The organism is Hydrogenophaga sp., from assembly GCF_030651625.1.
Lineage (GTDB): Bacteria > Pseudomonadota > Gammaproteobacteria > Burkholderiales > Burkholderiaceae_C > Hydrogenophaga.
Genome location: NZ_JAUSCF010000022.1, coordinates 60,787 through 85,121 on the forward strand (window position 1 = coordinate 60,787; position 24,335 = coordinate 85,121).

The 24,335-nt window shown below is 60.2% G+C and carries 24 protein-coding genes and 1 tRNA gene; 16 read left to right on the forward strand and 9 right to left on the reverse strand.

The features are described from left to right. Nucleotides 1-22: 22 nt before the first annotated feature. Entirely contained in the window at nucleotides 23-823 is an 801-nt protein-coding gene (locus Q7V46_RS08215) for a hypothetical protein (protein ID WP_304913044.1), read from the reverse strand. Nucleotides 824-1,156: 333 nt separating this feature from the next. Between Q7V46_RS08215 and Q7V46_RS08220 the strand changes: the two genes are divergently transcribed. The 12 genes from Q7V46_RS08220 to Q7V46_RS08275 all read left to right on the forward strand — a co-directional run bounded on the left by Q7V46_RS08220 (nucleotide 1,157) and on the right by Q7V46_RS08275 (nucleotide 11,137). Then, the gene (locus Q7V46_RS08220) at nucleotides 1,157-2,932 is read left to right on the forward strand and encodes a nitrite/sulfite reductase (RefSeq protein WP_304913045.1); all 1,776 of its coding nucleotides are present in this window, start codon (nucleotides 1,157-1,159) and stop codon (nucleotides 2,930-2,932) included. An 11-nt stretch (nucleotides 2,933-2,943) separates the two neighbouring features. Then, nucleotides 2,944-3,348 carry a DUF934 domain-containing protein gene (locus tag Q7V46_RS08225; protein ID WP_304913046.1) on the forward strand — a complete coding sequence of 135 codons (405 nt, stop codon included), beginning with the start codon at nucleotides 2,944-2,946 and terminating at the stop codon, nucleotides 3,346-3,348. Beyond that, the gene (locus tag Q7V46_RS08230) at nucleotides 3,345-4,094 is read left to right on the forward strand and encodes a phosphoadenylyl-sulfate reductase (RefSeq protein WP_304913047.1); all 750 of its coding nucleotides are present in this window, start codon (nucleotides 3,345-3,347) and stop codon (nucleotides 4,092-4,094) included. The genes Q7V46_RS08225 and Q7V46_RS08230 overlap by 4 nt, the downstream gene beginning before the upstream one ends. Continuing rightward, complete coding sequence (cysD, locus tag Q7V46_RS08235) at nucleotides 4,091-5,050, forward strand: sulfate adenylyltransferase subunit CysD (protein WP_304913048.1); 960 nt, start codon at nucleotides 4,091-4,093, stop codon at nucleotides 5,048-5,050. Before Q7V46_RS08230 ends, cysD begins: the two co-directional genes overlap by 4 nt. Nucleotides 5,051-5,183: 133 nt before the next feature. Then, nucleotides 5,184-6,506, forward strand: a complete 1,323-nt coding sequence (locus Q7V46_RS08240; RefSeq protein ID WP_304913049.1) for a sulfate adenylyltransferase subunit 1 — start codon at nucleotides 5,184-5,186, stop codon at nucleotides 6,504-6,506. 106 nt (nucleotides 6,507-6,612) lie between these two features. Then, nucleotides 6,613-6,942, forward strand: coding sequence for a ferredoxin FdxA (gene fdxA / locus Q7V46_RS08245; protein WP_304913050.1), 330 nt, complete (start codon nucleotides 6,613-6,615; stop codon nucleotides 6,940-6,942). A gap of 2 nt (nucleotides 6,943-6,944) precedes the next feature. Continuing rightward, entirely contained in the window at nucleotides 6,945-8,045 is a 1,101-nt protein-coding gene (locus Q7V46_RS08250; RefSeq protein WP_304913051.1) for an NAD(P)/FAD-dependent oxidoreductase, read from the forward strand. Between the two features lie 95 nt (nucleotides 8,046-8,140). Beyond that, nucleotides 8,141-8,216, forward strand: a tRNA-Asn gene (locus Q7V46_RS08255). Between the two features lie 68 nt (nucleotides 8,217-8,284). Beyond that, nucleotides 8,285-8,635: a VanZ family protein gene (locus Q7V46_RS08260; protein ID WP_304913052.1), complete on the forward strand. Its 351-nt coding sequence runs from the start codon at nucleotides 8,285-8,287 to the stop codon at nucleotides 8,633-8,635. 82 nt (nucleotides 8,636-8,717) lie between these two features. Further along, nucleotides 8,718-9,503: a leucyl/phenylalanyl-tRNA--protein transferase gene (aat, locus tag Q7V46_RS08265; protein ID WP_304913053.1), complete on the forward strand. Its 786-nt coding sequence runs from the start codon at nucleotides 8,718-8,720 to the stop codon at nucleotides 9,501-9,503. Beyond that, nucleotides 9,500-10,261, forward strand: coding sequence for an arginyltransferase (locus Q7V46_RS08270; RefSeq protein ID WP_304913054.1), 762 nt, complete (start codon nucleotides 9,500-9,502; stop codon nucleotides 10,259-10,261). The genes aat and Q7V46_RS08270 overlap by 4 nt, the downstream gene beginning before the upstream one ends. Before the next feature lie 96 nt (nucleotides 10,262-10,357). Next, entirely contained in the window at nucleotides 10,358-11,137 is a 780-nt protein-coding gene (locus tag Q7V46_RS08275) for an IclR family transcriptional regulator (protein WP_304913055.1), read from the forward strand. A gap of 121 nt (nucleotides 11,138-11,258) precedes the next feature. Here Q7V46_RS08275 and Q7V46_RS08280 read toward each other — a convergent pair whose 3' ends face one another. The 6 genes from Q7V46_RS08280 to Q7V46_RS08305 all read right to left on the reverse strand — a co-directional run bounded on the left by Q7V46_RS08280 (nucleotide 11,259) and on the right by Q7V46_RS08305 (nucleotide 19,089). Beyond that, on the reverse strand, nucleotides 11,259-12,407 hold the full coding sequence (locus tag Q7V46_RS08280; protein ID WP_304913056.1) for a serine hydrolase: 1,149 nt from the start codon (nucleotides 12,405-12,407) through the stop codon (nucleotides 11,259-11,261). A 178-nt stretch (nucleotides 12,408-12,585) separates the two neighbouring features. Beyond that, the gene (locus Q7V46_RS08285) at nucleotides 12,586-14,127 is read right to left on the reverse strand and encodes a 2-isopropylmalate synthase (protein ID WP_304913057.1); all 1,542 of its coding nucleotides are present in this window, start codon (nucleotides 14,125-14,127) and stop codon (nucleotides 12,586-12,588) included. A 409-nt stretch (nucleotides 14,128-14,536) separates the two neighbouring features. After that, complete coding sequence (gene pssA / locus Q7V46_RS08290; protein ID WP_304913058.1) at nucleotides 14,537-15,343, reverse strand: CDP-diacylglycerol--serine O-phosphatidyltransferase; 807 nt, start codon at nucleotides 15,341-15,343, stop codon at nucleotides 14,537-14,539. Between the two features lie 165 nt (nucleotides 15,344-15,508). Further along, the gene (gene ilvC, locus Q7V46_RS08295) at nucleotides 15,509-16,525 is read right to left on the reverse strand and encodes a ketol-acid reductoisomerase (protein WP_304913059.1); all 1,017 of its coding nucleotides are present in this window, start codon (nucleotides 16,523-16,525) and stop codon (nucleotides 15,509-15,511) included. A gap of 150 nt (nucleotides 16,526-16,675) precedes the next feature. After that, nucleotides 16,676-17,167 (reverse strand): acetolactate synthase small subunit, encoded by a 492-nt coding sequence (ilvN, locus tag Q7V46_RS08300; RefSeq protein ID WP_304913060.1) that lies wholly within the window; start codon nucleotides 17,165-17,167, stop codon nucleotides 16,676-16,678. Between the two features lie 146 nt (nucleotides 17,168-17,313). After that, nucleotides 17,314-19,089 (reverse strand): acetolactate synthase 3 catalytic subunit, encoded by a 1,776-nt coding sequence (locus tag Q7V46_RS08305; RefSeq protein WP_304913061.1) that lies wholly within the window; start codon nucleotides 19,087-19,089, stop codon nucleotides 17,314-17,316. 291 nt (nucleotides 19,090-19,380) lie between these two features. Between Q7V46_RS08305 and Q7V46_RS08310 the strand changes: the two genes are divergently transcribed. Genes Q7V46_RS08310 through Q7V46_RS08320 form a run of 3 tightly spaced genes read left to right on the forward strand, consistent with a single transcriptional unit; the run spans nucleotide 19,381 to nucleotide 20,968 of the window. Further along, nucleotides 19,381-19,962: an RDD family protein gene (locus tag Q7V46_RS08310; RefSeq protein WP_304913062.1), complete on the forward strand. Its 582-nt coding sequence runs from the start codon at nucleotides 19,381-19,383 to the stop codon at nucleotides 19,960-19,962. Between the two features lie 19 nt (nucleotides 19,963-19,981). Further along, nucleotides 19,982-20,368 (forward strand): diacylglycerol kinase, encoded by a 387-nt coding sequence (locus tag Q7V46_RS08315; protein WP_304913063.1) that lies wholly within the window; start codon nucleotides 19,982-19,984, stop codon nucleotides 20,366-20,368. A gap of 15 nt (nucleotides 20,369-20,383) precedes the next feature. Then, nucleotides 20,384-20,968, forward strand: a complete 585-nt coding sequence (locus Q7V46_RS08320) for a TIGR00730 family Rossman fold protein (RefSeq protein ID WP_304913064.1) — start codon at nucleotides 20,384-20,386, stop codon at nucleotides 20,966-20,968. A 35-nt stretch (nucleotides 20,969-21,003) separates the two neighbouring features. On the opposite strand, the gene Q7V46_RS08325 is transcribed toward Q7V46_RS08320, so the two are convergent. Beyond that, nucleotides 21,004-21,342 carry a P-II family nitrogen regulator gene (locus Q7V46_RS08325; RefSeq protein ID WP_304913065.1) on the reverse strand — a complete coding sequence of 113 codons (339 nt, stop codon included), beginning with the start codon at nucleotides 21,340-21,342 and terminating at the stop codon, nucleotides 21,004-21,006. Nucleotides 21,343-21,499: 157 nt separating this feature from the next. Here Q7V46_RS08325 and Q7V46_RS08330 point away from each other — a divergent pair, with 157 nt between their 5' ends. Next, the gene (locus Q7V46_RS08330; protein WP_304913066.1) at nucleotides 21,500-22,525 is read left to right on the forward strand and encodes an asparaginase; all 1,026 of its coding nucleotides are present in this window, start codon (nucleotides 21,500-21,502) and stop codon (nucleotides 22,523-22,525) included. 61 nt (nucleotides 22,526-22,586) lie between these two features. On the opposite strand, the gene Q7V46_RS08335 is transcribed toward Q7V46_RS08330, so the two are convergent. After that, nucleotides 22,587-24,284: an NAD+ synthase gene (locus Q7V46_RS08335; RefSeq protein WP_304913067.1), complete on the reverse strand. Its 1,698-nt coding sequence runs from the start codon at nucleotides 24,282-24,284 to the stop codon at nucleotides 22,587-22,589. Nucleotides 24,285-24,335 lie beyond the last annotated feature (51 nt).

Here is a 24,335-nt window from a genome sequence, read left to right on the forward strand (position 1 = left end):
AAGGACCTGTCCCGCAATCGGCTCAAAGGCGTTCCATCCATTTCGATAACGCTTCCGACTCAAGCGGGCGCGCCAGCAGTGCAGCAATGCCCAGCCGTTCGGCATTGCGTCGGGTTCGCCTGCGGCTCCACCATCCAGCCAACGGCCCCGCCAGCTCGCTGATCGCCACGGGCAACGCGTCGCTGTTGCGCTTACGAAACAGCGCCATCAATGTCCACGGGTCGATATGCTGGTCGTCCAGATTGAACACGCCAAAGCAGTAAAGGTTGCGCCCAAGGAGATCGATCGTGTCGTTGGTGGTGGTCACCATGTCCACCTCCTCCACGCCCACCAGACTCAAGTTGTGGCGAAGCAGCGATGCCTCCTCGTCGCTCACACCCACCAACAGGGCGCGCTTTGGTGGGCTTCCTGCTGCGTCGGGTTCGTCATGCAGGACCGCTGGGGAAGTGATGTCCAGATCCAGCAAACCCGAATCGGCCTGGTGCACAGCAAAGACGGCATCCAGATCGTGCAGGATGTTCACCCACTGAATGGGCCGCTCCAGCACCCGCCAGGCGTGTTCCGGTGCATCTGGCCCTACCCAGATGAGCCACTGCCCCCGAGGGAGTTGTCTGGCGTGAGAAAGCACGGCCTCGGCCGAACTGCCATCCACCAGCATCACCTGCGGCGGTACCAGCGCAGCATTCGCGTCCCCAGGCGCAGGCGCAATCCAGGGCGCATAGGAAAGACCGCGCTCTTCCGAAAGCCGAAATACCGTGTTGAGTGCGTGGCGCTCGACGTCGCTGAACCCCACCACACCCACCAATACCCTTTGTTTTTGCATGCGTTGATTATTGCGCTGCCCCATACGGCCTGGGCCAGGCGTTGGTCTGCCCTTTCGTATGCCGAGCGCGCGAGCCTTTCATTTCCAGAAGTTATATTGCAATAAGCAAAAAGTCGTTGGGAATCTATGCAACGGTGCCTACAGTCACCGCCATGCCCGATGTTGCGATCATATTTGCATGCTTTGCCGTCGGCCTCATTGCTCGGCCCACGCCTGAGGTAAACACCCATGAACGGCCTGTCCGTAGTTCGCACCCAGGTGCGCAGCCTCATGCAAAGCGGATATGGCTGCGCTCCAACCCGCTGACTACCGATTCCACTTTCCACAACAACGATGTACCAGTATTCCGTATTTGACCGCCAGTTCGTTCAACTGCGCGCCCATCAATACCGCGATCAGCTCCAGCGCTGGCAAGGCGGCTCGCTGCCAGAACTCGAGTTCAAGCCACTGCGCCTTCAGAACGGCTGGTATGTGCAGCGCTTCGCACCCATGCTGCGCGTGGCTGTGCCTTACGGTGAGCTCTCCAGTGCCCAGATTCGTGTACTGGCCAAGATCGCGCGCGACTTTGATCACAAGGAAGCAAACGACACCTCGAACGCCAACGCGGGCCTGTCCGAGGTGCCCACGCTGCCCGACCGCTGCGCCCACTTCACCACGCGCCAGAACGTGCAATACAACTGGATTCCGCTGGCCCGCTCGGCCGACGTGATGGACCTGCTGGCGAGCGTGAACATGCACGGCATCCAGACCAGCGGGAACTGCATCCGCAACATCACCACCGACGCACTGGCAGGCATCGCGGTGGACGAAGTCGCCGACCCGCGCCCGTTTGCGGAAATTATGCGCCAGTGGAGCACACTGCACCCCGAGTTCGCCTTTCTCCCCCGCAAGTTCAAAATTGCCATCACCGGCGCGCGCGAAGACCGGGCGGCCACCGCCTGGCACGACGTGGGCCTTCGCCTGCTGCGCAATGTTGACGGCGACCTGGGCTTCCAGGTGCGCGTAGGTGGCGGCATGGGACGCACCCCTATCATTGGTGCGGTCGTTCGCGAGTTCCTGCCCTGGAACCAGATCCTGAACTACCTCGAAGCCGTGGTGCGCGCCTACAACCGCTTCGGCCGCCGCGACAACATCTACAAGGCCCGCATCAAGATCCTGGTGAAGGCCGAAGGCCAGGCGTTTGTGGACCAGGTGGAAGCCGAATACGCCGACATCCTGGAGAAAGATGGCGCGCCACACACCATCACCCAGGCCGAGCTTGACCGCGTGAACGCCTTCTTTGTGCCACCTGCGCTGCAGTGCGATCGCAAGAGCGCCGACGCCAAGATCGCGCACATCCTGAAGGCGGCGGCAGAAGACGACATGGAGTTCAGCCGCTGGCTGACCCAGAACGTCAAGCCGCACCAGAATCCCGATTTGCGTGCCGTGACGCTGTCTTTCAAACGACTGGGACAGGCCCCGGGCGACGCCACGGCCGAGCAACTGGATCGAGCCGCTGAACTGGTCGACAAGTTCTCCGCAGGTGAAGCCCGCGTCACCCACGAACAGAACCTGCTGTTGCCATGGGTTCGTTGCGACCAGTTGCCCGAACTCTGGCGAGAAGCGCGCCGCCTCGGCCTGGCCAAGCCCAACATCGGCTTGCTGACCGACATGATCGCCTGCCCCGGTGGTGACTTCTGCGACCTCGCCAACGCGCGCTCGCTGCCACTCGCGCAAGCCATCCTGGGCCGCTACACGGACCTCGACGAGCTGCACGACCTGGGCGAAATCGACCTGCACATCAGTGGCTGCATCAACTCTTGCGGCCACCATCACAGCGGCCACATCGGCATCCTGGGCGTCGACAAGGACGGCCAGGAGTGGTACCAGATCACGCTGGGCGGCTCGGACGGCACGCGCCTGTCGGGCGAATCCGTGCCCGGCAAAGTGGTGGGGCCTTCGTTCGCAGCCAGTGAAGTGCCCGACGTGATCGAGGCCCTGCTCGACACCTACCGCGCCACCCGCGCAGACGGCGAAACCTTCATTGGCACGCTTCGCCGAGCCGGCCCTGACGCATTCAAGAGCGCCGCCAACGCGGTGCGCACCCACACCGCACGCGCTGCCGCTTGAGGAGAAACCGAATGACCCAAGCCCTTGAACTCTTCATCGCCAGCCGCTTTTCCGCCGCCGAAGCCGACGACCGCACGCTCACCCTGGCCAACGACGCCGACCCACGAGAGGCCGATCTGAGCGGCATTGACGTGATCGAACTGCAGTTCCCCAAATTCAGCGACGGTCGCGCCTTCAGCCAGGCCTTCCTGCTGCGCCGGCGCCTCGGCTTCGCTGGTCAGATCCGGGCCATCGGCGATGTGTTGATCGATCAGTTGCTGCAGATGCAACGCAGCGGTTTTTCGCAGGCGGTGCTGCGCGAAGACCAGAACCTGGCCCACGGTCAGGCACTGCTGGCCCACTATCCCGCGTTCTACCAAGGCGATGCGGTGCAGACCGCACCCCACTTCGCCCCGGCATCGGGAGCACTTGCATGAACGCTCTGGACCTCTACAACAAGGCCTCGCCCGACTTCGCTGCCAAGGTGGAACGCAGCCTGGCGTTGCTGCGCGAAGTTGCCAGCAGCCACCCCGCGCTGACACAGGCTTCGAGCCTGGGCGCGGAAGACATGGTGGTGACCCATCTGATTCACCTCGCCGGGATCAAGACGGACATTTTTGTCCTGGAAACCGGCAAGCTTCATCCTGAAACGCTGGCACTGGTTGGCAAGATTGAACGGCGCTATGCACGCAGCGTGGCCCTCTACCGGCCAAAGAACGAGGCCGTGGTCAAGTTCGTGCGGCACCACGGTGAAGAGGCCATGTACCAGAGCATCGACCTGCGCAAACAGTGCTGCGACATCCGCAAGCTGGAGCCGCTGACTCGCGCGCTCGCCGGGCATGATGGCTGGATCACCGGCCTGCGCCGCGAACAGTCCAATGCGCGCGCAGAGGTGGGCGAGATTGTTCAGGAACCCGACCGCATCAAGATCAGCCCGCTGGTCGAGTGGACCTGGGGTGACGTGTGGCACTTCATTGGCGCGCACCAGCTCGATTACAACGCCCTGCACGACCAGTTCTTTCCCAGCATCGGTTGCGCACCCTGCACGCGCGCCATCAGTGTCGGCGAGGACTTCCGCGCGGGACGCTGGTGGTGGGAACGGGAAAGCGCCAAGGAATGTGGCCTGCATGCGCTGCCCGTCTCCGATCTCCCAGCATCGACTCTCGAACGGACCCCTTCATGAACGCCCGCACCGAACCCGCCGTCATCCAGTCTGCCTTGGTGCACGACAGCGAGCACCACCTGAGCAACGCCCACCTCGACGCGCTGGAAGAGGAAACCATCTTCATCCTGCGCGAAGTGGCCGCAGCCTTCGAACGCCCTGCCCTGCTTTTCTCTGGCGGCAAGGACTCCCTGGTGATGCTGCGTTGCGCCGAAAAGGCCTTTGGCTCGGGGCGCATTCCCTACCCGCTGCTGATGATCGACACCGGGCACAACTTCCCCGAAGTGACCGACTTCCGCGACCTTCGTGCGAAGGAACTGAGTGCCGAACTGATCGTGCGCAGCGTGGAAGACTCGATGGCGCGCGGCACCGTGCGCCTGTCGCACCCTGGCGAGAGCCGCAATGTGCACCAGTCGGTCACGCTGCTCGAAGCCATCGACGAGTTCCGCTTCGATGCCCTCATTGGTGGCGCTCGACGCGACGAAGAAAAAGCGCGTGCCAAGGAACGCATCTTCAGCCACCGCGACAGCTTTGGCCAGTGGCAGCCCAAGGCCCAGCGACCCGAACTCTGGACCCTGTTCAACACCCGCTTGCAGCCCGGCGAACACTTCCGCGTCTTCCCGATCAGCAACTGGACCGAGCTGGATGTGTGGCAATACATCGCCCGCGAGAACATCGCCCTCCCGTCCATCTACTACACGCACCCGCGCCAGGTGGTGGACCGTCGCGGCCTGCTGGTGCCGGTGACTGAATTGACGCCACCGCTCGACGGTGAAACCGTGCAGGTGCGCGACGTGCGCTTCCGCACTGTGGGAGACATCACGTGCACCTGCCCTGTGGAGAGCAATGCCGCCACAGCAGACGACATCGTGATCGAGACGCTGGCTGCCGAGGTGAGCGAGCGCGGCGCCACCCGCATGGACGACAAGACTTCCGATGCTTCGATGGAAAAGCGCAAGAAAGACGGGTACTTTTGACCACCCCCGCGTCGCGCCTGCGGCGCGCCACCCCCTCAAGGGGGCGGAACCTGCAGCCCGACAAAGCCGGTTCTGCGGTACCCCTGGATTGAGGCACCTCCTGCGGCCCATGCACGTTCTTGAAGAAATTGATATGAACACCACCACCTCCGTTCGGGCTGAGCCTGTCGATGCCCTGCAACCTGACACCAACTCTGCCCTGCGTCTGATCACCTGCGGCAGCGTAGACGATGGAAAAAGTACCCTGATCGGCCGCCTGCTGGTCGACAGCAAGGCCGTTCTGCAAGACCATTTGGCAGGCGTGCAGCGCAAGGGCGAGACCGATCTCGCGCTGCTGACCGACGGACTGTCGGCCGAGCGCGAACAGGGCATCACCATCGACGTGGCCTACCGCTACTTCAGCACTGAAACCCGCAAGTTCATCATTGGCGACGCGCCTGGCCACGAGCAGTACACCCGCAACATGGTGACGGCTGCTTCCAGTGCCGACGCCGCAGTGGTACTGGTCGACGCTACCAAACTTGACTGGCAGGACGCAACGCTCAAGCTGCTTCCCCAAACCCGCCGCCACAGCCTGCTGCTCAAACTCCTGCGGGTACCTTCTGTTGTGTTCGCCATCAACAAGCTGGATGCGGTCGACGACGGCGCGCTGGCCTTTGCCCATGTGAGCGTTGCCCTGCGAAACTTCGCTGCCGAAGCTGGCATGCCCGTCACTGCCATCGTGCCCATCTCGGCACTCAAGGGATGGAACGTGGTCGACGCCCCGGCTGAAATGGCCTGGTGCGGCTACCAGGGACCCACCCTGCTCGACATCCTCGAACATCTTCCTGTCACGGCTGCCGACACGGCATTGCCGTTTGCCTTTGCGGTGCAATGGGTCGAAAAGTTTTCGTCCTCTTCCGATACCAGCCAGGGGCGACGAGTCTTTTGGGGTCGCGTGGCAACCGGTGCTGTTACGCCCGGTCAAAGGGTTCGCGTCATGCCCAACGGCCAGTCGGCGATCGTCTCGCAAGTTCTTGACCATGTTCGCCAACATCATTCCGTGACGGCAGGACACAGCGCCGGCGTGGTGCTGGACCGCGAGGTCGATGTCTCGCGGGGTGACTGGCTGCTTGCGACAGATGACGGTACACCTGAGATCAGCTCGTCACGCGACTTGCAGGTCACAGTGGCCTGGCTTGACGACGAGCCATTGCTTCCAGGGCGTGTCTACTGGGCGCTGCACGGACATCGCTGGGTCAAAGCCAAAGTCAAACGCATCGTTCACCGGCTCGACATCCATACCCTGGCCGAAGAAGATGCGAGCTCACTGGAGCCAAACGACATTGGTCACGTTGAGCTGGCGCTTCAGGAACCCCTGGCCACCATGCCCTTCGAGCGCTCTCGTGCGCTAGGCTCGCTGGTGCTGGTCGACACCGCCTCCCACAAGACCTCAGGGGCAGTGCTGGTGAACTGATCTGCCCTCCGGCCCTTTAACTTATGTCAATGCAAGGGGCATGGCCATGCCCTACTCTTTGGGGAAACCCTAAAATTCAGCGTTTTACCGAATCCGCGCAATCACCATGACCCATGTTGTCACCGAATCCTGCATCCGCTGCAAATACACCGACTGCGTAGATGTCTGCCCCGTGGATTGCTTCCGTGAGGGCCCAAACTTCCTCACCATCGATCCCGACGAGTGCATCGACTGCGCAGTTTGCATTCCGGAATGCCCTGTAAGCGCCATCTACGCGGAAGAAGATTTGCCAAAAGATCAACTGCACATGACGGATCTGAACGCCGAACTCGCCAGGTTGCCAGGATGGAAGAGCATCACCAAGCGCAAAGAGCCCTTGCCCGACGCGGACGACTGGAAAGACAAAACAGGCAAACTGCCTGAACTGCTGCGCTGAACATGGAGCCCCAACTGAACCAGGAAGTGGTGGACACGTTCATCGTTCACGACGGACCGATCGAAACCGACGCAGTGATCGTGGGTGCCGGTCCAGTGGGGCTGTTCCAGGTCTTCGAACTCGGCCTGCTGGAGATCAAGGCGCATGTGATTGACTCACTGGCATACCCCGGTGGTCAGCCAGTGGAGTTGTACCCGGACAAGCCGATCTACGACATCCCAGCGATTCCTGTATGCACGGGACAGGAACTCACCGACGCCCTGCTCAAACAGATCGAACCTTTTGGCGCCACCTTTCACCTCGGGCAGGAGGTCAGCAAGGTCGAACGACAGGACGACGGGCGTTTTCATGTGGAAACGTCCAGAGGCACCCGTTTTCTCACCAAGACCATCTTCATTGCAGCTGGCGTGGGCGCATTCCAACCGCGCACGCTCAAAGTCGACGGCCTGGATCGGTTCGAAGGTACTCAACTGTTTTACCGCGTGAAGAATCCAGCCACCTTCGCAGGCAAGAACCTTGTCATCGTCGGGGGCGGCGACTCCGCCCTCGACTGGTCATTGAACTTTGCAAACGAGGGGCCCAACAAGGCCGAGAGCGTGATCCTGATCCATCGTCGCGACGGCTTCAAGGCGGCACCCGCCAACGTGGCTCGCATGCGTGAACTTTGCGATCAGTATCAGATGCAGTTCATCGTTGGTCAGGTCACCGGCTACGAAGAAAAGAATGGACTGTTGACCGGTCTCAAGGTCACAGGTGCCGATGCGGTCACGCGTGTCGTGCCGCTGGACGTCTTGCTGGTGTTTTTTGGTCTGTCACCCAAGCTGGGACCGATTGCCGAATGGGGTCTCCAGATCGAGCGCAAGCAACTGGTGGTGGATACAGAAAAGTTCTCAACCAATGTACCGGGTATCTTCGCCGTGGGAGACATCAACACCTACCCCGGCAAAAAGAAGCTCATCCTCTCCGGATTCCACGAATGCGCTCTGGCAGCCTTCGGCGCCATGCCCATCGTCTTCCCGGACAAAAAGGTGTTCCTACAGTACACCACCACCAGCCCCAAGCTGCACAAGGTGCTGGGTGTCGAGTCTCCGGTGTTTGACTGATCAAGACATTTGCCTCCAACACCGCGCGACAAAAATTTGCCAAATTCCTCCTGCCTCAAAAATCAGGAAAAAACAGCGCTATAATTTGAGGCTGTTCCCTGATAGCTCAGTTGGTAGAGCGACGGACTGTTAATCCGCAGGTCCCTGGTTCGAGTCCAGGTCGGGGAGCCAAGACAAGCAACACGCAAAAGCCTTCTTCGGAAGGCTTTTCTGTTTTCAGCGTCCAACAATATATGCCGATGGACCGCCAACTCATCTCAGGGATCAGAGCCGCATTCTGGATCAGCTTGTTCGGCGTGGTCGTGCTCTCTTTGCTGCCCACTGAACAATTGCCGGATCAGGTGTCTCTGATCTGGGACAAGGCACAACATGCCGCTGGATTTGCCGGACTCACTGTGTTGGGTTTGATGGGATACCCGGACCGTCTCAAGCGGATTTGCTTCGGCCTCCTCGTGATCGGGGCATTGATTGAACTGGCCCAGCATGCCACCGGATGGCGCCACGGAGACCTTCAGGATCTGTTCGCCGATCTGGTTGGTATTTTGGCTGGCGCAGCTCTCTGGATGCTCGTCAAGCACCTCAAGTCTTAGGCATTGAGTTTGGCCGCATGGTCACTCCTGCAATTTCCCAACCGGCACCAAGGGCTCGCCAGGAAAGTTCACAATAGCCCGAATGACCCAGACAACGCCCCCTGTCCGGCCACTGCCATGGCTAGAGCCGCACCAGGACTTTCCCTCTGTGGAGCTGGCTTGGGGAGAGAACGATCCCGCGCCGGGGTTGTTGGCTGCCGGCGGGGTGCTGGACGTGCCCACGCTGGTGGCGGCCTACAGCCAGGGAATCTTCCCCTGGTACAGCGCGGGGCAACCCATCCTGTGGTGGAGCACACATCCCCGCATGGTGCTGCAAACGGAAAGCTTCCGACTTCACCGATCCTTGCGAAAATCCCTCGTCAAGTTGCTGCACGAACAGCGCTTGACGATACGGATCGATCATGATTTCGACCGGGTCATCCAGGCATGCGCGTACACACCCCGTGGAGGGCAGAGTGGTACCTGGATACTTCCGCCCATGGTGCAGGCCTACATGCGTCTGCACCGCGCCGGGCTGGCTCATTGCGTGGAAACCTGGATCGATGGTGAACTGGCTGGAGGCCTGTATTGCGTCGGGCTGGGGGGCATGGTGTTCGGCGAATCCATGTTCAGCCACCAGACAAACGCTTCCAAGTACGCACTGGCAGCGTTGGTCGCGTTTTGTCGGGCATCAGGCATTGCCATGATCGATTGCCAGCAGGACACCCCGCACCTGGCCTCCCTTGGCGCGCGGCCCGTTGCACGAAGTGACTTTTGCTGCTTCCTGAAAACGGCCATTGCCCTGCCACCTCCAGTCTGGAATTTTCAGCCCGTATACTGGGAACGGCTCATTGAATCCAGGACGATTGAGGACGGTGCGCGCGAGTGACACATCTCAAAGAACTTCCGCTTCAGGCGCTGCAGTTTTACGCGACGGCGCCCTACCCTTGCAGCTACCTGCCAGGCCGCCAGGCCCGATCCCAGGTGGCCACTCCAAGCCACTTGATCCACAACGACGCCTACTCCGACCTTGTCGTGCATGGGTTCCGGCGGAGTGGCATGTTCACCTACAGGCCATATTGCGACGGATGCAGCGCCTGTGTGCCCTTGCGGGTTCCTGTGGCCAGCTTCACGCCCAACCGCACCCAACGACGGTGCATGGCGCGATTTGGACGATTGCAAACCAGGGTGCTCAAGCTGTGTTTTGTGCCTGAGCACTACCAGCTTTACCTGCGCTACCAGAACCATCGACATGCCGGCGGCGGCATGGATCACGACAGCATCGACCAGTTCACCCAGTTCCTGCTGCAAAGCCGGGTGAATTCACGCCTGGTCGAGTTCTACGATCCCGCCACCGAAACACAACCTGCACGGCTGGTCATGGTGTCCATCGTCGATGTGCTCAATGACGGCCTGTCGGCCGTCTACACCTTCTATGAACCAGCCGATCAAGCCAGCTATGGGACCTACAACGTCTTGTGGCAGATTGAACAGGCAAGAGCACTGGATCTTCCGCATGTGTATCTGGGCTACTGGATCGCAGACAGCGGGAAGATGAGCTACAAGTCGAGCTTTCGTCCCTACGAACTTCTGGTGGATGGCCGTTGGTGCGGCACACGGTCGTTGGCCACCACCTCTTCACCCTGAACGTTGGCGGCCAGCCTTCCGGTGACACCGCGCCTCGCAGACAGGTCATGGGCTTTTAATTTCATCTTGTAAAATCATGGCAACCTTTGTGAGACCATGACAAAACGCTCTGATCAGCAGCCCACCACCCCCACCGTCCAGGTCATTGAACGCATGTTCAATTTGCTGGAAGTTCTGGCATCCCGGGAAGATCCGGTTTCCTTGAAGGAAGTCAGCGAAAAGACGGGACTGCATCCGTCCACAGCGCATCGCATCCTGAACGACTTGACCATTGGTCGATTCGTCGATCGGCCTGAAGCGGGTAGCTACCGCCTCGGCATGCGCCTTCTTGAGCTTGGCAATCTGGTCAAAGCCAGACTGAATGTTCGAGATGCCGCGTTGACTCCGATGCGAGAGCTGCACAAGCTGATTCAGCAACCTGTCAATCTCAGCGTTCGTCAGGGCGACGAAATCGTTTATGTGGAACGGGCCTACAGTGAAAGGTCCGGCATGCAAGTGGTTCGCGCCATCGGTGGCAGAGCGCCGTTGCACCTCACTTCCGTGGGCAAACTGTTTCTGGCTGCTGATGAGCCCCTGCGCGTGCGAGCCTACGCCACGCGCACGGGACTGGCTGGGAACACCCGCAACAGTCTCACCCAGCTGGCAAGCCTTGAGCGAGAACTCAATCAGTGCCGCCAGGCAGGTATTGCACGCGACAACGAAGAGCTGGAGATGGGTGTGCGCTGCATGGCCGCCGGCATTTATGACGACCAGTGCAAATTGGTGGCTGGTCTGTCAATTTCCGCGCCTGCTGACCGCATCGACGAGAACTGGGTTTCCAAATTGCGGGCAACGGCATCCGAAATTTCAGCTGCATTGGGTTGCCCCAAGGCCTGACAGGCCGTTGCATTGCGATGTCATGCGCGCGCTCAGCCACTGGCAGCAATTCAAAAAGACTGGTTGCACAACAGCTCGCACTGAGCTCCGCGCCAGGCATTGCTTTCGATGGCAGCGTCAATCAGCCCTGAGGTCTGATGGCGGTTTGCGCGTGGGTCTGAGCCTCGACCCATCGACGCACTCGCTCGGCGTCCTGGTTCCTGCTGAGTGTGCCTGCGGCGTCGAGAAACACCATGATCACCTCCCGGCCTGCCACTCGAGCCTGCATGACGAGGCAGCGCCCGGCTTCAGAGATATAACCCGTTTTCTGCAGACCGATGTTCCATGCCGGGTTGTGGATCAAGCGATTGGAGTTGATGTACTGCAGCGTTCGACGGCCGAAGTCGAGCTGATGACCTGGAGAAGTCGAGAGATCTCGGAGCATGGGCCGTTCGTAGGCGGCTGATACCAGGGTCGCCAAGTCGCGTGCGCTGGACTTGTTTTCGCTCGAAAGACCCGTAGGTTCCACAAAACGCGTGTCGTGCATGCCCAGTTCGCGGGCCTTTGCGTTCATGTCCTGCACGAATTTGTTCATGCCCCCGGGGTAGGTGCGCCCCAGCGCGTTGGCAGCGCGATTTTCGCTGGACATCAGCGAAATGTGCATCATTTCACCGCGGCTCAGTGTGGTACCGACGGCCAGTCGCGACCCGGTACCCTTGTAAGTATCCAGGTCAGCTCGCGTGATCGTGATGGGCGTATCCATGGAAAGGCCCGCTTCGGCTATGAGCAACCCGGTCATGAGCTTCGTTAGCGAAGCGATAGGCAAAACGGCTTCATCGTTCTTGCTGAAGAGGACCTCGTTGGTCTCCTGATCAATCACCAGCGCCACGCTGGAGCTGAGTTCGAGAGGGTCGGAACCATGGCGCAAACCCATTCGCTCTCCGTTCGACAACCGGGCCTGAGTCGCTACCGGTATCACCCTGGCGGAATTTCCGTTGCCCGCATGCGCCACCTTGCTCGCGCCGGTGGTTCTCACAGGCGCATTTCGAATTTGAGCCACCACACGCTTTTGAGGCGCTTTGGCCTGCGCACGTTGAGCGCTTGCGGCCACGGGCTTCTTGGCGACTGGTCGCTTGACTTCCTTGGCTTTAGGGCCAGGCTTCGCAGCGACAGGGCGCTTGCTGGAACTGGCACTGGCCGTGGCGGAAACTGGCACCGCCAGCGCTAAAGAAATGATCAGCGTCGCAAAGCCCGTCAAAGATTTTCGAACACGTTTTGCACAAAGTTTCATCTCTTCACTCCAAGCAGACAATCGGGCTGTCTGGAGTATAGGGCGATCAAAAAAAACTAGCAATATCAAAAACTTGTGAATTGAACCTCAGTGTTCGGTAGAACTGGTGTTAATTTCCGTAGCTGTTTGTAGCATTAGCCCAGAAGCATTCACAAGCCTTTGATTTATCAAGTCTTTTTCATCCTTGTGCAGCCACCCGGACGGCTTTGCTGTGCAACTTGTTCAAGGCGCTGAGATAGGCTTTGGCGGAAGCGACGACGATATCCGGGTCCGCACCGACGCCGTTGACCACGCGCCCTCCGTGCTGTAAGCGCACGGTGACCTCGCCCTGGCTTTCCGTTGAGCCGCTGGTGATGGCATTGACCGAGTACAACAACAGTTCGGCACCGCTCTTGACATGGGTTTCGATTGCTTTGAGCGAGGCGTCCACTGGCCCGTTGCCTTCCGAAGCGCCCTGAAACTCCTTGCCGTCGATGGTGAAGACGACCTGCGCATGAGGACGTTCACCGGTTTCACTCGACTGGGACAGGGAAACCAGCCCGTACTGTTCTTTCTCGGCGGTCACGCTTTCGTCACTGCAAAGCGCAAGGATATCTTCATCGAAAATCTCGCTCTTGCGGTCCGCAAGCTCCTTGAACGCTGCAAAAGCCGTGTTGACCTCGCTTTCGGACGCCATCTCGATACCCAGATCCTGCAGGCGCTGCTTGAATGCATTGCGCCCGCTGAGCTTGCCCAGAACGATCTTGTTGGCACTCCAGCCCACGTCCTCCGCACGCATGATCTCGTAGGTGTCCCGCGCCTTGAGCACGCCATCCTGATGAATGCCGCTGGCATGGGCAAACGCATTCGCGCCCACCACGGCCTTGTTGGGCTGAACCACAAAACCCGTGGTCTGGCTCACCATGCGGCTCGCTGGCACGATCTGTGTGGCATCCACACCCACATCCAGACCGAAGTAGTCGCGCCGCGTGCGCACCGCCATCACGATCTCTTCAAGCGAGCAATTGCCCGCCCGCTCCCCCAGACCATTGATGGTGCACTCCACCTGGCGTGCCCCGCCAATCTTCACGCCTGCAAGCGAATTGGCAACGGCCATGCCCAGATCGTTGTGACAGTGCACCGACCAGATGGCCTTGTCCGAGTTGGGTACGCGCTCACGAAGGGTGCGGATGAAGTCACCGTACAGCTCTGGGATGGCATAGCCCACGGTATCGGGAATGTTCAGTGTCGTGGCACCTTCTTTGATCACCGCCTCGAGCACACGGCACAAAAAGTCCGGGTCGCTGCGGTAGCCATCTTCGGGACTGAACTCGATATCTCCACACAGATTTCGTGCAAAACGCACCGACTGTATCGCCTGCTCAAGCACCTGCTCCGGGGTCATGCGGAGCTTCTTTTCCATGTGCAGCGCACTGGTGGCGATGAAGGTGTGAATGCGCGCGCTGGCGGCCCCTTTCAACGCATCGGCCGCGCGTGAAATGTCGCGGTCGTTGGCGCGGGCCAACGAGCAGATCGTGGAGTCCTTGATCGTGTTGGCAATGGCCTGCACGCATTCAAAGTCACCGTTTGAACTGGCGGCGAAGCCCGCTTCGATCACGTCCACTTTCAAGCGCTCCAACTGTCGCGCAATGCGCAGTTTTTCATCCTTCGTCATGGAAGCGCCGGGCGATTGTTCACCGTCACGCAAGGTGGTGTCAAAAATGATCAGTTTGTCGGCCATCGTTTTCTCCGGTATTTGGAAGAGTGTTTGTAGGTGGTAGTGCCAAACGGGGCAGTTGTCAGCTTGAGACCAGAAAATCGGAACAGCGGTTCATGCACCAGGGTGAGCAGATCGATGGGCACGCACCGGCACATGCTTCTCCCCGTTCAACAGCAGCAGGCAGCCGGACATGGAATGGGAGGCGGCTGGAAAGCCTGGGTATGGACTGGCTGACTGGTAAAACATGATTTGCTCTCAATGGTAAAACCCCCACAGCCCCAACGCAAAACGGCCCGCTGCGGGTGCAAACGGGCCGTTTGGATTGGTAGTGCTTTCGCGCTGTCAACTCTGCCCGTGAAGGACATCCAGTAGTAGGGACAGGGTGCGAAAGGACATTCAGGAAATGTAGCACAAACGACGACTTGGCAAGTCAGTCATGCAAGCCGCGTTCGTCCGGTTCGTCAGTGGACGTACTGATCACGCTGGTTTGTTTGCCTTTTGCCTTGCGCCACACGTATACCGCATAGCCTGAAAGGCCGTACAGGACGAACAGACCGAACAACACCGTTGGCGGATGAATGTTGATCGCTGCGATGCCGAGCGCCACCAGCACAATGGCTGCAAACGGCACGCTGCGCTTCAGGCTCAGGTCCTTGAAACTGTAAAACGGCACGTTGGTCACCATGGTCAGCCCGGCATAGAGCGTCAGTGCGAACATGGCCCATGCGAGATCGGCACGCGGTACCGCCAGTTCGGTCATCAACCAGATGAATCCTGCGACCAACGCCGCAGCGGCAGGCGACGGAAGCCCTTGGAAGTACCGCTTGTCCACAACCCCGGTATTCACGTTGAATCTTGCCAGGCGAAGTGCTGCACAGGCGCAATAGACAAACGCCGCAATCCAGCCCCAACGGCCCAGGTCACGCAACGTCCATTCGTATGCAATCAGGGCGGGGGCTGCGCCAAAAGAGACCATGTCCGACAACGAGTCCATCTGCTCGCCAAATGCACTCTGGGTGTTTGTCATGCGCGCAACCCGCCCATCCATGCTGTCCAGAAACATGGCGGCAAAGATGCCCACGGTGGCGAGATCGAAGCGGCCGTTCATGGCCATCACCACGGCATAGAAGCCTCCGAAGAGCGCTGCAAGCGTGATCATGTTGGGCAACATGTAGATGCCCTTGCGCCTTGGAACGTCCGAAGCGGGCGGGATCAAAGGTTCGGTTCCGTCGTGCATGAATTTCTCTGTGGCGGTTCAGTGGCCCACAATGGGCGCCTGCCATGGGCCGCAAAACACCAAAGGTCCAGTGTAAGCCAGTGACCGGCCCCAAAAAACCGAAGGCCACCGAAGTGGCCCTGGGCTGACTCTCAATCTGGTGACCCAAGTGGGGTCACCGAGGCATCAGTTGCGGGTCTGGTCCACCAGCTTGTTCTTGGCAATCCAGGGCATCATCGCGCGCAGTTGCGCGCCCACCACCTCGATCTGGTGGTCCGCGGTGTTGCGGCGGCGTGCGGTCATGCTCGGGTAGTTCAAGCGACCTTCCTGAATGAACATCTTGGCGTAATCGCCGTTCTGGATGCGCTTGAGTGCGTTGCGCATGGCCTTGCGGGACTCTTCATTGATCACCTCGGGTCCGGTCACGTACTCGCCATACTCCGCGTTGTTGGAGATCGAGTAGTTCATGTTGGCGATGCCGCCTTCATAGATCAGATCGACGATCAGCTTGAGTTCGTGCAGACACTCGAAGTAGGCCATCTCGGGCGCGTAACCGGCTTCCACGAGCGTCTCGTAGCCCATCTTAATCAACTCAACCGCACCACCGCACAGCACGGCCTGTTCGCCGAACAGGTCGGTCTCGGTTTCTTCCTTGAAGTTGGTCTCGATGATGCCAGCCTTGCCACCGCCGTTGGCCATGGCGTACGACAGCGCCAGATCACGTGCCTTGCCGCTCTTGTCCTGATGAATGGCCACCAGGTGGGGGACACCGCCGCCCTGCGTATAGGTGTTGCGCACGGTGTGACCCGGCGCCTTGGGAGCGACCATCCACACGTCGAGGTCAGCGCGGGGCACGACCTGGTTGTAATGCACGTTGAAGCCGTGGGCAAAGGCCAGCGAAGCACCTTGCTTGATGTTGGGGGCGACATTGTTGTTGTACACCTCGGCGATCATTTCGTCGGGCAACAGGATCATGACGACGTCGGCGGCCTTGACGGCTTCATCGACTTCCATCACGGTCAAGCCGGCTTTGCCGACCTTGTCCCATGACGCGCCACCCTTGCGCAGACCCACCACCACTTTGACACCGCTGTCGTTGAGGTTCTGCGCATGGGCGTGGCCTTGGCTGCCATAGCCAATGATGGCCACCGTCTTGCCCTTGATCAGGCTCAGGTCACAGTCCTTGTCGTAGAAAACTTTCATGTTCTTGCTCCAGTGAAATCCAGTTGGTGAATGTAATGCCGTTCTTCGCGAGCCTGTCGAAGGGCTCTCGGGTGTCTTGTTCCGCCAGGAAACGGATCAAGGCTTCGACAGGCCCGGCCAGAACGGACAAATGGCCGAGCCCTGAAAAAATCAAACGCGCAAAATGCGTTCCCCTCGGCCGATGCCGCTGGCACCAGAACGCACGGTTTCAAGAATGGCGCCCCGGTCGATCGCCTCCAGGAAGGCGTCGTTCTTGCTCTGGTCACCCGTGAGTTCGATGGTGTAGCTCTTTTCCGTGACGTCGATGATGCGGCCACGAAAGATGTCGGCCATGCGCTTCATTTCTTCGCGCTCCTTGCCAACGGCCCGCACCTTGACGAGCATGAGTTCGCGCTCGGTGTAGGCGCCTTCCGTCAGGTCCACGACCTTGACCACCTCAATCAAGCGGTTGAGGTGTTTGGTGATCTGTTCGATCACGTCATCCGACCCGGTGGTCTGGATGGTCATGCGCGACAAGGAGGCATCCTCGGTGGGCGCCACGGTCAGCGACTCGATGTTATATCCCCGGGCGGAGAACAAGCCCACCACGCGCGAAAGAGCACCTGGCTCGTTTTCGAGCAGCACGGCAATGATGTGTTTCATGAAAGGATTCCTCTTTTCTGAGCCCTCCCCTGCGCACGGTAATGCGCAGGCTTGGCTGCAAATAGATTCTTCAGGGATGGATGGGAGCGAAGCGGTGTGCAGGGGTGAGCGTGCGCAAAGCGCCGTTCACCCGATGTACCCACGCTTCAGAGATCTTCAGACCCCAGCAGCATTTCCGTGATGCCCTTGCCGGCCTTCACCATCGGGAACACGTTTTCGGTCGGGTCGGTGCGGAAATCCATGAAAACCGTGCGGTCCTTGAGCTTGCGCGCCTCGCGCAAGGCAGGTTCGACGTCTTGTGGACGTTCGATCAGCATGCCCACGTGACCATAAGCTTCAGCCAGCTTCACGAAATTCGGCAGTGCATCCATGTAGCTGTGGCTATAACGACCCTCATAGTCGATTTCCTGCCACTGCCGCACCATGCCAAGGTAGCGGTTGTTGAGCGACACAATCTTGATGGGCGTGTTGTACTGGAGACAGGTGGAGAGTTCCTGAATGCACATCTGCACCGAACCTTCACCCGTGACGCAGTACACCTCGCTGTCAGGTTTGGCCATCTTGATGCCCATGGCATAGGGGATGCCCACGCCCATGGTGCCCAGCCCACCCGAATTGATCCAGCGCCGTGGCTGATCGAAACGGTAGTACTGTGCCGCCCACATCTGATGTTGACCCACGTCCGACGTGATGTAGGTGTCGGCGTCCTTGGTCATGTTCCACAGCGTTTCCACCACGTACTGAGGCTTGATCACGTCCTTGTTGCCCCGGTCGTATTTCAGGCAGTCGCGTGAACGCCAGGCCTCGATGGTCTCCCACCACAATGCCAGCGACTTTTCATCAGCGCGCAGGGTGCTCTCGCGCACCATGTTGATCAGTTCGACCAGCACATCCTTCACGTCTCCCACGATGGGCACATCGACCTTGACACGCTTGGAAATGCTCGAGGGATCGATGTCGATGTGGATGATCTTGCGTTCGTTCTGTGCAAAGTGCTTGGGGTTGCCGATCACGCGATCGTCAAACCGGGCGCCCACGGCCAGCAGCACGTCACAGTTCTGCATGGCGTTGTTGGCTTCAATAGTGCCATGCATGCCCAGCATGCCCAGGAACTTGCGGTCGGATGCCGGGTAGGCGCCCAGCCCCATCAGGGTGTTGGTGACCGGATAGCCCAGCAGATCCACCAGCGTGCGCAATTCCTGAACGGCATTGCCCAGCAGCACACCGCCACCGGTATAGATGTAGGGTCGCTTGGCCGACAACAAGAGCTGCAGGGCTTTGCGAATCTGACCGCCATGACCCTTGCGCACCGGGTTGTAGGAGCGCATTTCCACCGACTCGGGGTAGCCGGTGTAGGCGGTCTTGTTGAAGGACACGTCTTTGGGCACATCGACCACGACCGGGCCAGGTCGGCCGGTGCGAGCAATGTGGAAGGCCTTCTTCATGATGACGGCCATGTCGCGCACGTCTTTCACCAGGAAATTGTGCTTGACGATGGGCCGCGTTATGCCGACGGTGTCGCATTCCTGGAAGGCGTCCAGGCCAATGGCGGCGGTGGGGACCTGCCCGCTGATGATCACCATGGGAATGCTGTCCATGTACGCGGTGGCAATGCCGGTCACCGCGTTGGTCAGGCCAGGGCCTGATGTGACCAGGGCCACACCCACTTCGCCTGTTGCACGGGCAAATCCATCTGCAGCGTGCACGGCGGCTTGTTCGTGCCGCACCAATACATGCTGGATGGTGTCCTGCTTGTAGAACGCGTCGTAGATGTGGAGCACCGCGCCACCGGGGTAGCCCCAGACGTAATTCACACCTTCGGCCTGTAGGGCCTTGACGAGAATTTCAGCGCCGCGGAGATCTTGGGGAGACGTGCCGGACACAGCGGCAGCGGAGGCCAGTTCGGCCTTGTTGATTTCCATGATGAACCTTTCGAGAATTTCTCTAACGAAAAACCTTGGGTGCCTCTAGACCGACTCTTGTGAAGCGGTGTCGAGACTTGAGGCCAATGGCCATGGGCAGACACATACTCTGCCGGACCTTGACCCGTTTGCCTTGTTTTGAATTGCAGCCTTCTATTATCGCACTGCAACAAGCTCATTCAAGTCCCGCGATACGCCAGCACACAGAAAAAGGGACCAGCGAGGCCGCGATGCGACAATCGCAGCCTCCCAGACCCAGCCTCGAGACTTCGGCCCTGCATGGGCCCAGACATGACAGAAACGCCAGCCTCCCCCCTGCCCGCTCAGGTGCTGACAGCGCCTTCCCTGACCCGCCGCATGGCCTGCTGGCTGTATGAAGGCACACTTTTGTTCGGGGTGTTGTTTGGAACCGGGTTGTTCTTTTTCGGCCTCTTGTTTGCCGCTGGCCACCTCGTGCCCTCGCTCATTCCTGTGCGCGATGCATTCAACAACCGGTACTCACTGCAGGCTTATGTGTTTCTTCTGCTGGCGCTCTATTTCACATGGTTCTGGGTCAAAGGCCAGACCCTGGCCATGAAGACCTGGCACATCCGCGTGGTGGACCGATGGGGGCACGCCCTCACCCGGCCCAAGGCCTTGCTGCGCTACCTGTGGTCGTGGATATGGTTTCTGCCGCCCCTGGCTGCTGGTGGCTACTTTCATTTGTCAGGAGGCGAACTGACGGTGATCCTGATCGGCTGGATAGCGATCTGGGCATTGCTGGCGCGATTTCATCCGCAGCGCCAGTTTCTGCACGACGCACTGGCCGGCACGCGCCTGGTACACCACAAGCCCGCCGAGCCAGCCAAAGGTCGCAAGTTCTGGCACCTCTGAAATTCTTGACCACCAACTTATGACGACGCACGAACCGGCAAACGCCCAGAAGCAGCGCACAGGGCTGCGCCGCATGTGGCATGCGCTGGGCTACTCCCTGGCCGGACTGCGTGCCGGCTGGGGCGAGACCGCGTTTCGCCAGGAGGCGCTGGCGTCCCTCGTGATGCTGCCTCTGGCATTCTGGCTCGGCCAGAGCTGGGTCGAAGTGGGGTTGCTGGCGGGCGCGGTGATTTTGGTGATGGTGGTGGAACTGCTCAACACGGGTATTGAAACCGCCATCGACCGCATCGGCCCAGAGTGGCATGACCTTTCAAAGCGCGCCAAGGACATGGGCAGCGCTGCCGTACTGTTGAGCCTCCTGCTGTGTGCAGGCGTCTGGGCGGCCGCTGTCTGGCATCGTTTCTGAAGAAAGCACTGAGCTGTGGAAGCACCCTTTTCCCTCTGCGTCTATTGTGGTTCGCGAGCCGGTGCCCGCCCGGAGTTCACCGACGTGGCGCGCACCGTGGGCCAGTGGATTGGTCAGCGCGGCGGCCAGTTGGTGTACGGCGGTGGGCGCAACGGACTGATGGGCACCGTGGCGCAAGCGACTCTGGATGCGGGCGGCACAGTGGTGGGTGTGATTCCCAAAGCACTGGTGGAGAGGGAATGGGCCAATCAGGGCTGCACCGAACTGCATGTGGTGAATACCATGCACGAACGCAAGCGCCTGATGGCCGAACGCTGTGACGCCTTCCTGGCCCTGCCCGGTGGCATCGGAACGTTTGAAGAATTTTTTGAGGCCTGGACCTGGCGACAGCTGGGCTATCACGACAAACCGGTGGGTTTGCTCAATACCAACGGCTACTACGACGGGTTGATGACCTTCCTGCGCAGCACCGTGCAACAGGAATTCATGGGCGGATGGCAGATGGACCTGATCCGGGTAGATTCTGAAGCCGATCGCCTATTGCCGGAACTGATTCAGGCCGCAGGGTCTTCCCCCGAGCCCCGCCTGGAAGAAATCTAGACTGCAACCGGGCACGCCAGCAGGGTGCTTCTTTTTCACACCGCAGTTTCGTCTTCTTCCCCGGTCCGGATGCGAACGACGCGCTCGACGGAAGTGACGAAAATCTTGCCATCACCGATCTTGCCGGTCCGCGCAGCGCGAACAACGGCGTCGACGCAACGCTCCACATCGTCGGTCTTCACCACGACCTCCACCTTGACCTTGGGCAGAAAGTCCACCACGTACTCGGCACCCCGATACAGTTCGGTGTGGCCTTTCTGACGACCGAAGCCTTTGACTTCCGTCACGGTCAGACCTGTGACGCCTTGTTCTGCCAAGGCTTCGCGCACCTCTTCAAGTTTGAAGGGTTTGATGACGGCGGTGATCTGCTTCATGAGGCGCTCTCCGGGATGCGTAACAAATAGATGACGAAAACTTTAACACGCATCCCTCATCCGCACGTCAAGCCAGGACGTGTCCGAAGACTGGTTTCACCCAGGCCGGCGAACGGTCCGGTGTGCTGAAATCCACGCTCAACTCTCCTCTGGCACCATGCACCCTACCCCGCTTCCCCACCACGTCCCGATCGCCGTTTCATACCGAGGAGGGCATCCAGAAAATATCCACCACGGTTCGGTCGCCGTGGTTGACCCCCATGGGCGCCTGCTCGCCAGCGCCGGAGATGTGACGTCACCTCTCTTCACGCGCTCTTGCCTCAAGCCTTTCCAGGCGCTGCCGCTGATTGCGCAGTGGGCAGAGCGATACGCATTGGGGGAGGCCGACGTGGCGCTGCTCTGCGCAAGCCACAACGGCGAACCCATGCACGTGGAGCGTGTCGCGGCGCTGCTGTCCAGATTCGGCGCCGCCGAGAGCGATCTCGCCTGCGGTACCCATACCCCCTACTTTTTCGGCGCAACCGGCCAGCCGCCGGCGGCGGGCGCGCGCTACACGGCGGTTCATCACAATTGCTCCGGCAAACACAGTGGCATGTTGATGCTGGCCCACGCACTGGATGCACCCCTGGCAGGCTACCTGGGCGTGCATCATCCGGTCCAACAACAGATCGCGCAAAGCGTGAGCCATTTTTCAGGTATGCCTGCGCACAAGCTGATCAGGGGCACGGACGGCTGCAGTGCACCGAACTACGCCATTCCACTCGAAGCACTGGCGCGCGCGTTTGCCAGGCTGACCCTGACCGGGCAAGACCCCATATACGGCGACGCGCCTCAGCGCATCGCCAGAGCCATGAGCAGGCACCCCGAATGGGTCAGCGGACAAGGGCGCAACGATCTGACGCTGATGAAGGCGGGACGTGGCGACTGGGTGAGCAAGGTCGGCGCTGATGGCGTGCAGGTGCTGGCCAGCTTCAGTCGCGGTGTGGCCATTGCCGCGAAGTGCAGCGACGTCATGCTCACGCCATTGATGGTCGCCTTTGTCGCGGTACTGGAGCAGCTGGGTTGGCTGGATGATGAGAGTCGAGAGGCACTGTCCTCACTGACGCCTCCACCGCTGAAAAACTCGGCGGGTGTGCAGGTGGGCGAAATGCGCCCAGCGGTCACGCTGCGTTTCGCAAGCTGAGGTGACGCAGGCCATCTGAGTCTGAGCGCAGCGAAGGTCTGTCACCCATCTCAGGCTGACTTCATGCCCGGTACTTGCTCGTGATGGGGTAGCGCCAGTCTTTGCCAAAACTCCGGTGCGTGACCCGGATACCGACCGGCGCCTGCCGGCGCTTGTATTCATTGATGCGGATCAGCCTGACCACCTTGTGCACGTCGGCTTCCTCGTAACCCCTGGCCACGATTTCGGCAGGGCTTCGGTCGTTCTCCATGTAGAGTTCGATGATGGCGTCGAGCACGGCATAGTCAGGCAGGCTGTCCTGATCCTTCTGGTCAGGCCGCAGCTCAGCACTGGGCGGACGCGTGATGATGCGTTCGGGGATCGGGTTGGCGCCGGTGCCATAGGGGTCGTGGGCGTTTCGCCAACGGGCCAGTTTGAACACCATGGTCTTGGCCACGTCCTTGATCACCGCAAAGCCACCCGCCATGTCGCCATACAGCGTGCAATAGCCCGTGGCCATTTCACTCTTGTTGCCCGTGGTCAGCACGATGCTGCCGAATTTGTTGGACAGCGCCATGAGCAGCGTGCCGCGGATGCGTGCCTGCAGGTTTTCCTCGGTCGTGTCCTCGGGCAAGCCGGCGAATTCGCTGGCGAGACTGGCCTTGAAGGCTTCGAACTGCGGCGCAATCGAGATCTCGTCGTAGCGCACGCTCAGACGCGCGGCCATGTCGCGCGCATCCAACCAGGAAATGTCGGCGGTGTACGGCGAAGGCATCATCACCGTGCGCACCCGATCCTTGCCTAGCGCATCCACGGCAATGGCCAACACCAGCGCCGAGTCGATGCCACCCGACAAGCCCAGCAACGCACCCGGAAAGCCGTTCTTCCCGAGGTAGTCCCGCACCCCCAGCACCAGCGCATGCCAAAGATCCGCCTCCTGGCTATGGTCCCGGTCGGTGGAAGACGCGATGTCCCAGCCGAAGGGCTGTCGGGTGAATCTGCAGTCGAATAAAGCTTCTTCAAAGCTCGCGGCGCGCCCTGCCAGCGAGCCGTCTGCCGACAACACAAAGCTTCGCCCTTCAAACACGATTTCGTCCTGCCCACCCACCAGGTGGGCGTAGACCAGCGGCAACCCGGTGGCCAACACGCGCTGGCGCATGGTGGCCTCTCGCTCGCCGCCTTTGCCAGTGTGAAAAGGCGATGCGTTGATCACCGCCAGAATTTCGGCACCCGCGCGCAGGGCATCGGCGGCGGGCTCTTCAAACCAGGCGTCCTCGCAAATGAGCAGGCCGACCCGCACGGCATCGCCCTCTTCCGTCGCCACATCGAACACACAGGTTTCAACGCCTGGCGCAAAGTAGCGGCGTTCATCGAACACCTGGTAGTTCGGCAGCATGCGTTTCGCATATGTGGCTTTCACCTGCCCTTCAAGCAACACACTGGCTGCGTTGTGGAGCTGGGCCACCGAGCTGCTGCGGTCCCGGACTCCAATACCAACATCGTCGGCGATCCGGGTCGGGTGCCCCACCACCAGATGCAAACCGTGAAGACCTGCGGTCGCGCTGACTATGGCTTTCAGGGCATCATCACAGGCGTCGATGAACGCGGGCCGCAAGAACAGGTCCTCTGCGGCGTACCCGCAAGTGGCCAGTTCAGGGGTGAGCAACAGGCGCACTCCCTTGGCGTGGGCCTCATGTGCCGCCTCGATGATTTTTTGGGCATTGCCCGCCATGTCGCCCACCACGTAGTTGAGCTGGGCCACACAAATTGAGAGTGTCATGCAGTCAAGAAATGAAACAGCATCGGCCGCTGAAACAGGAAGAATGGCGGG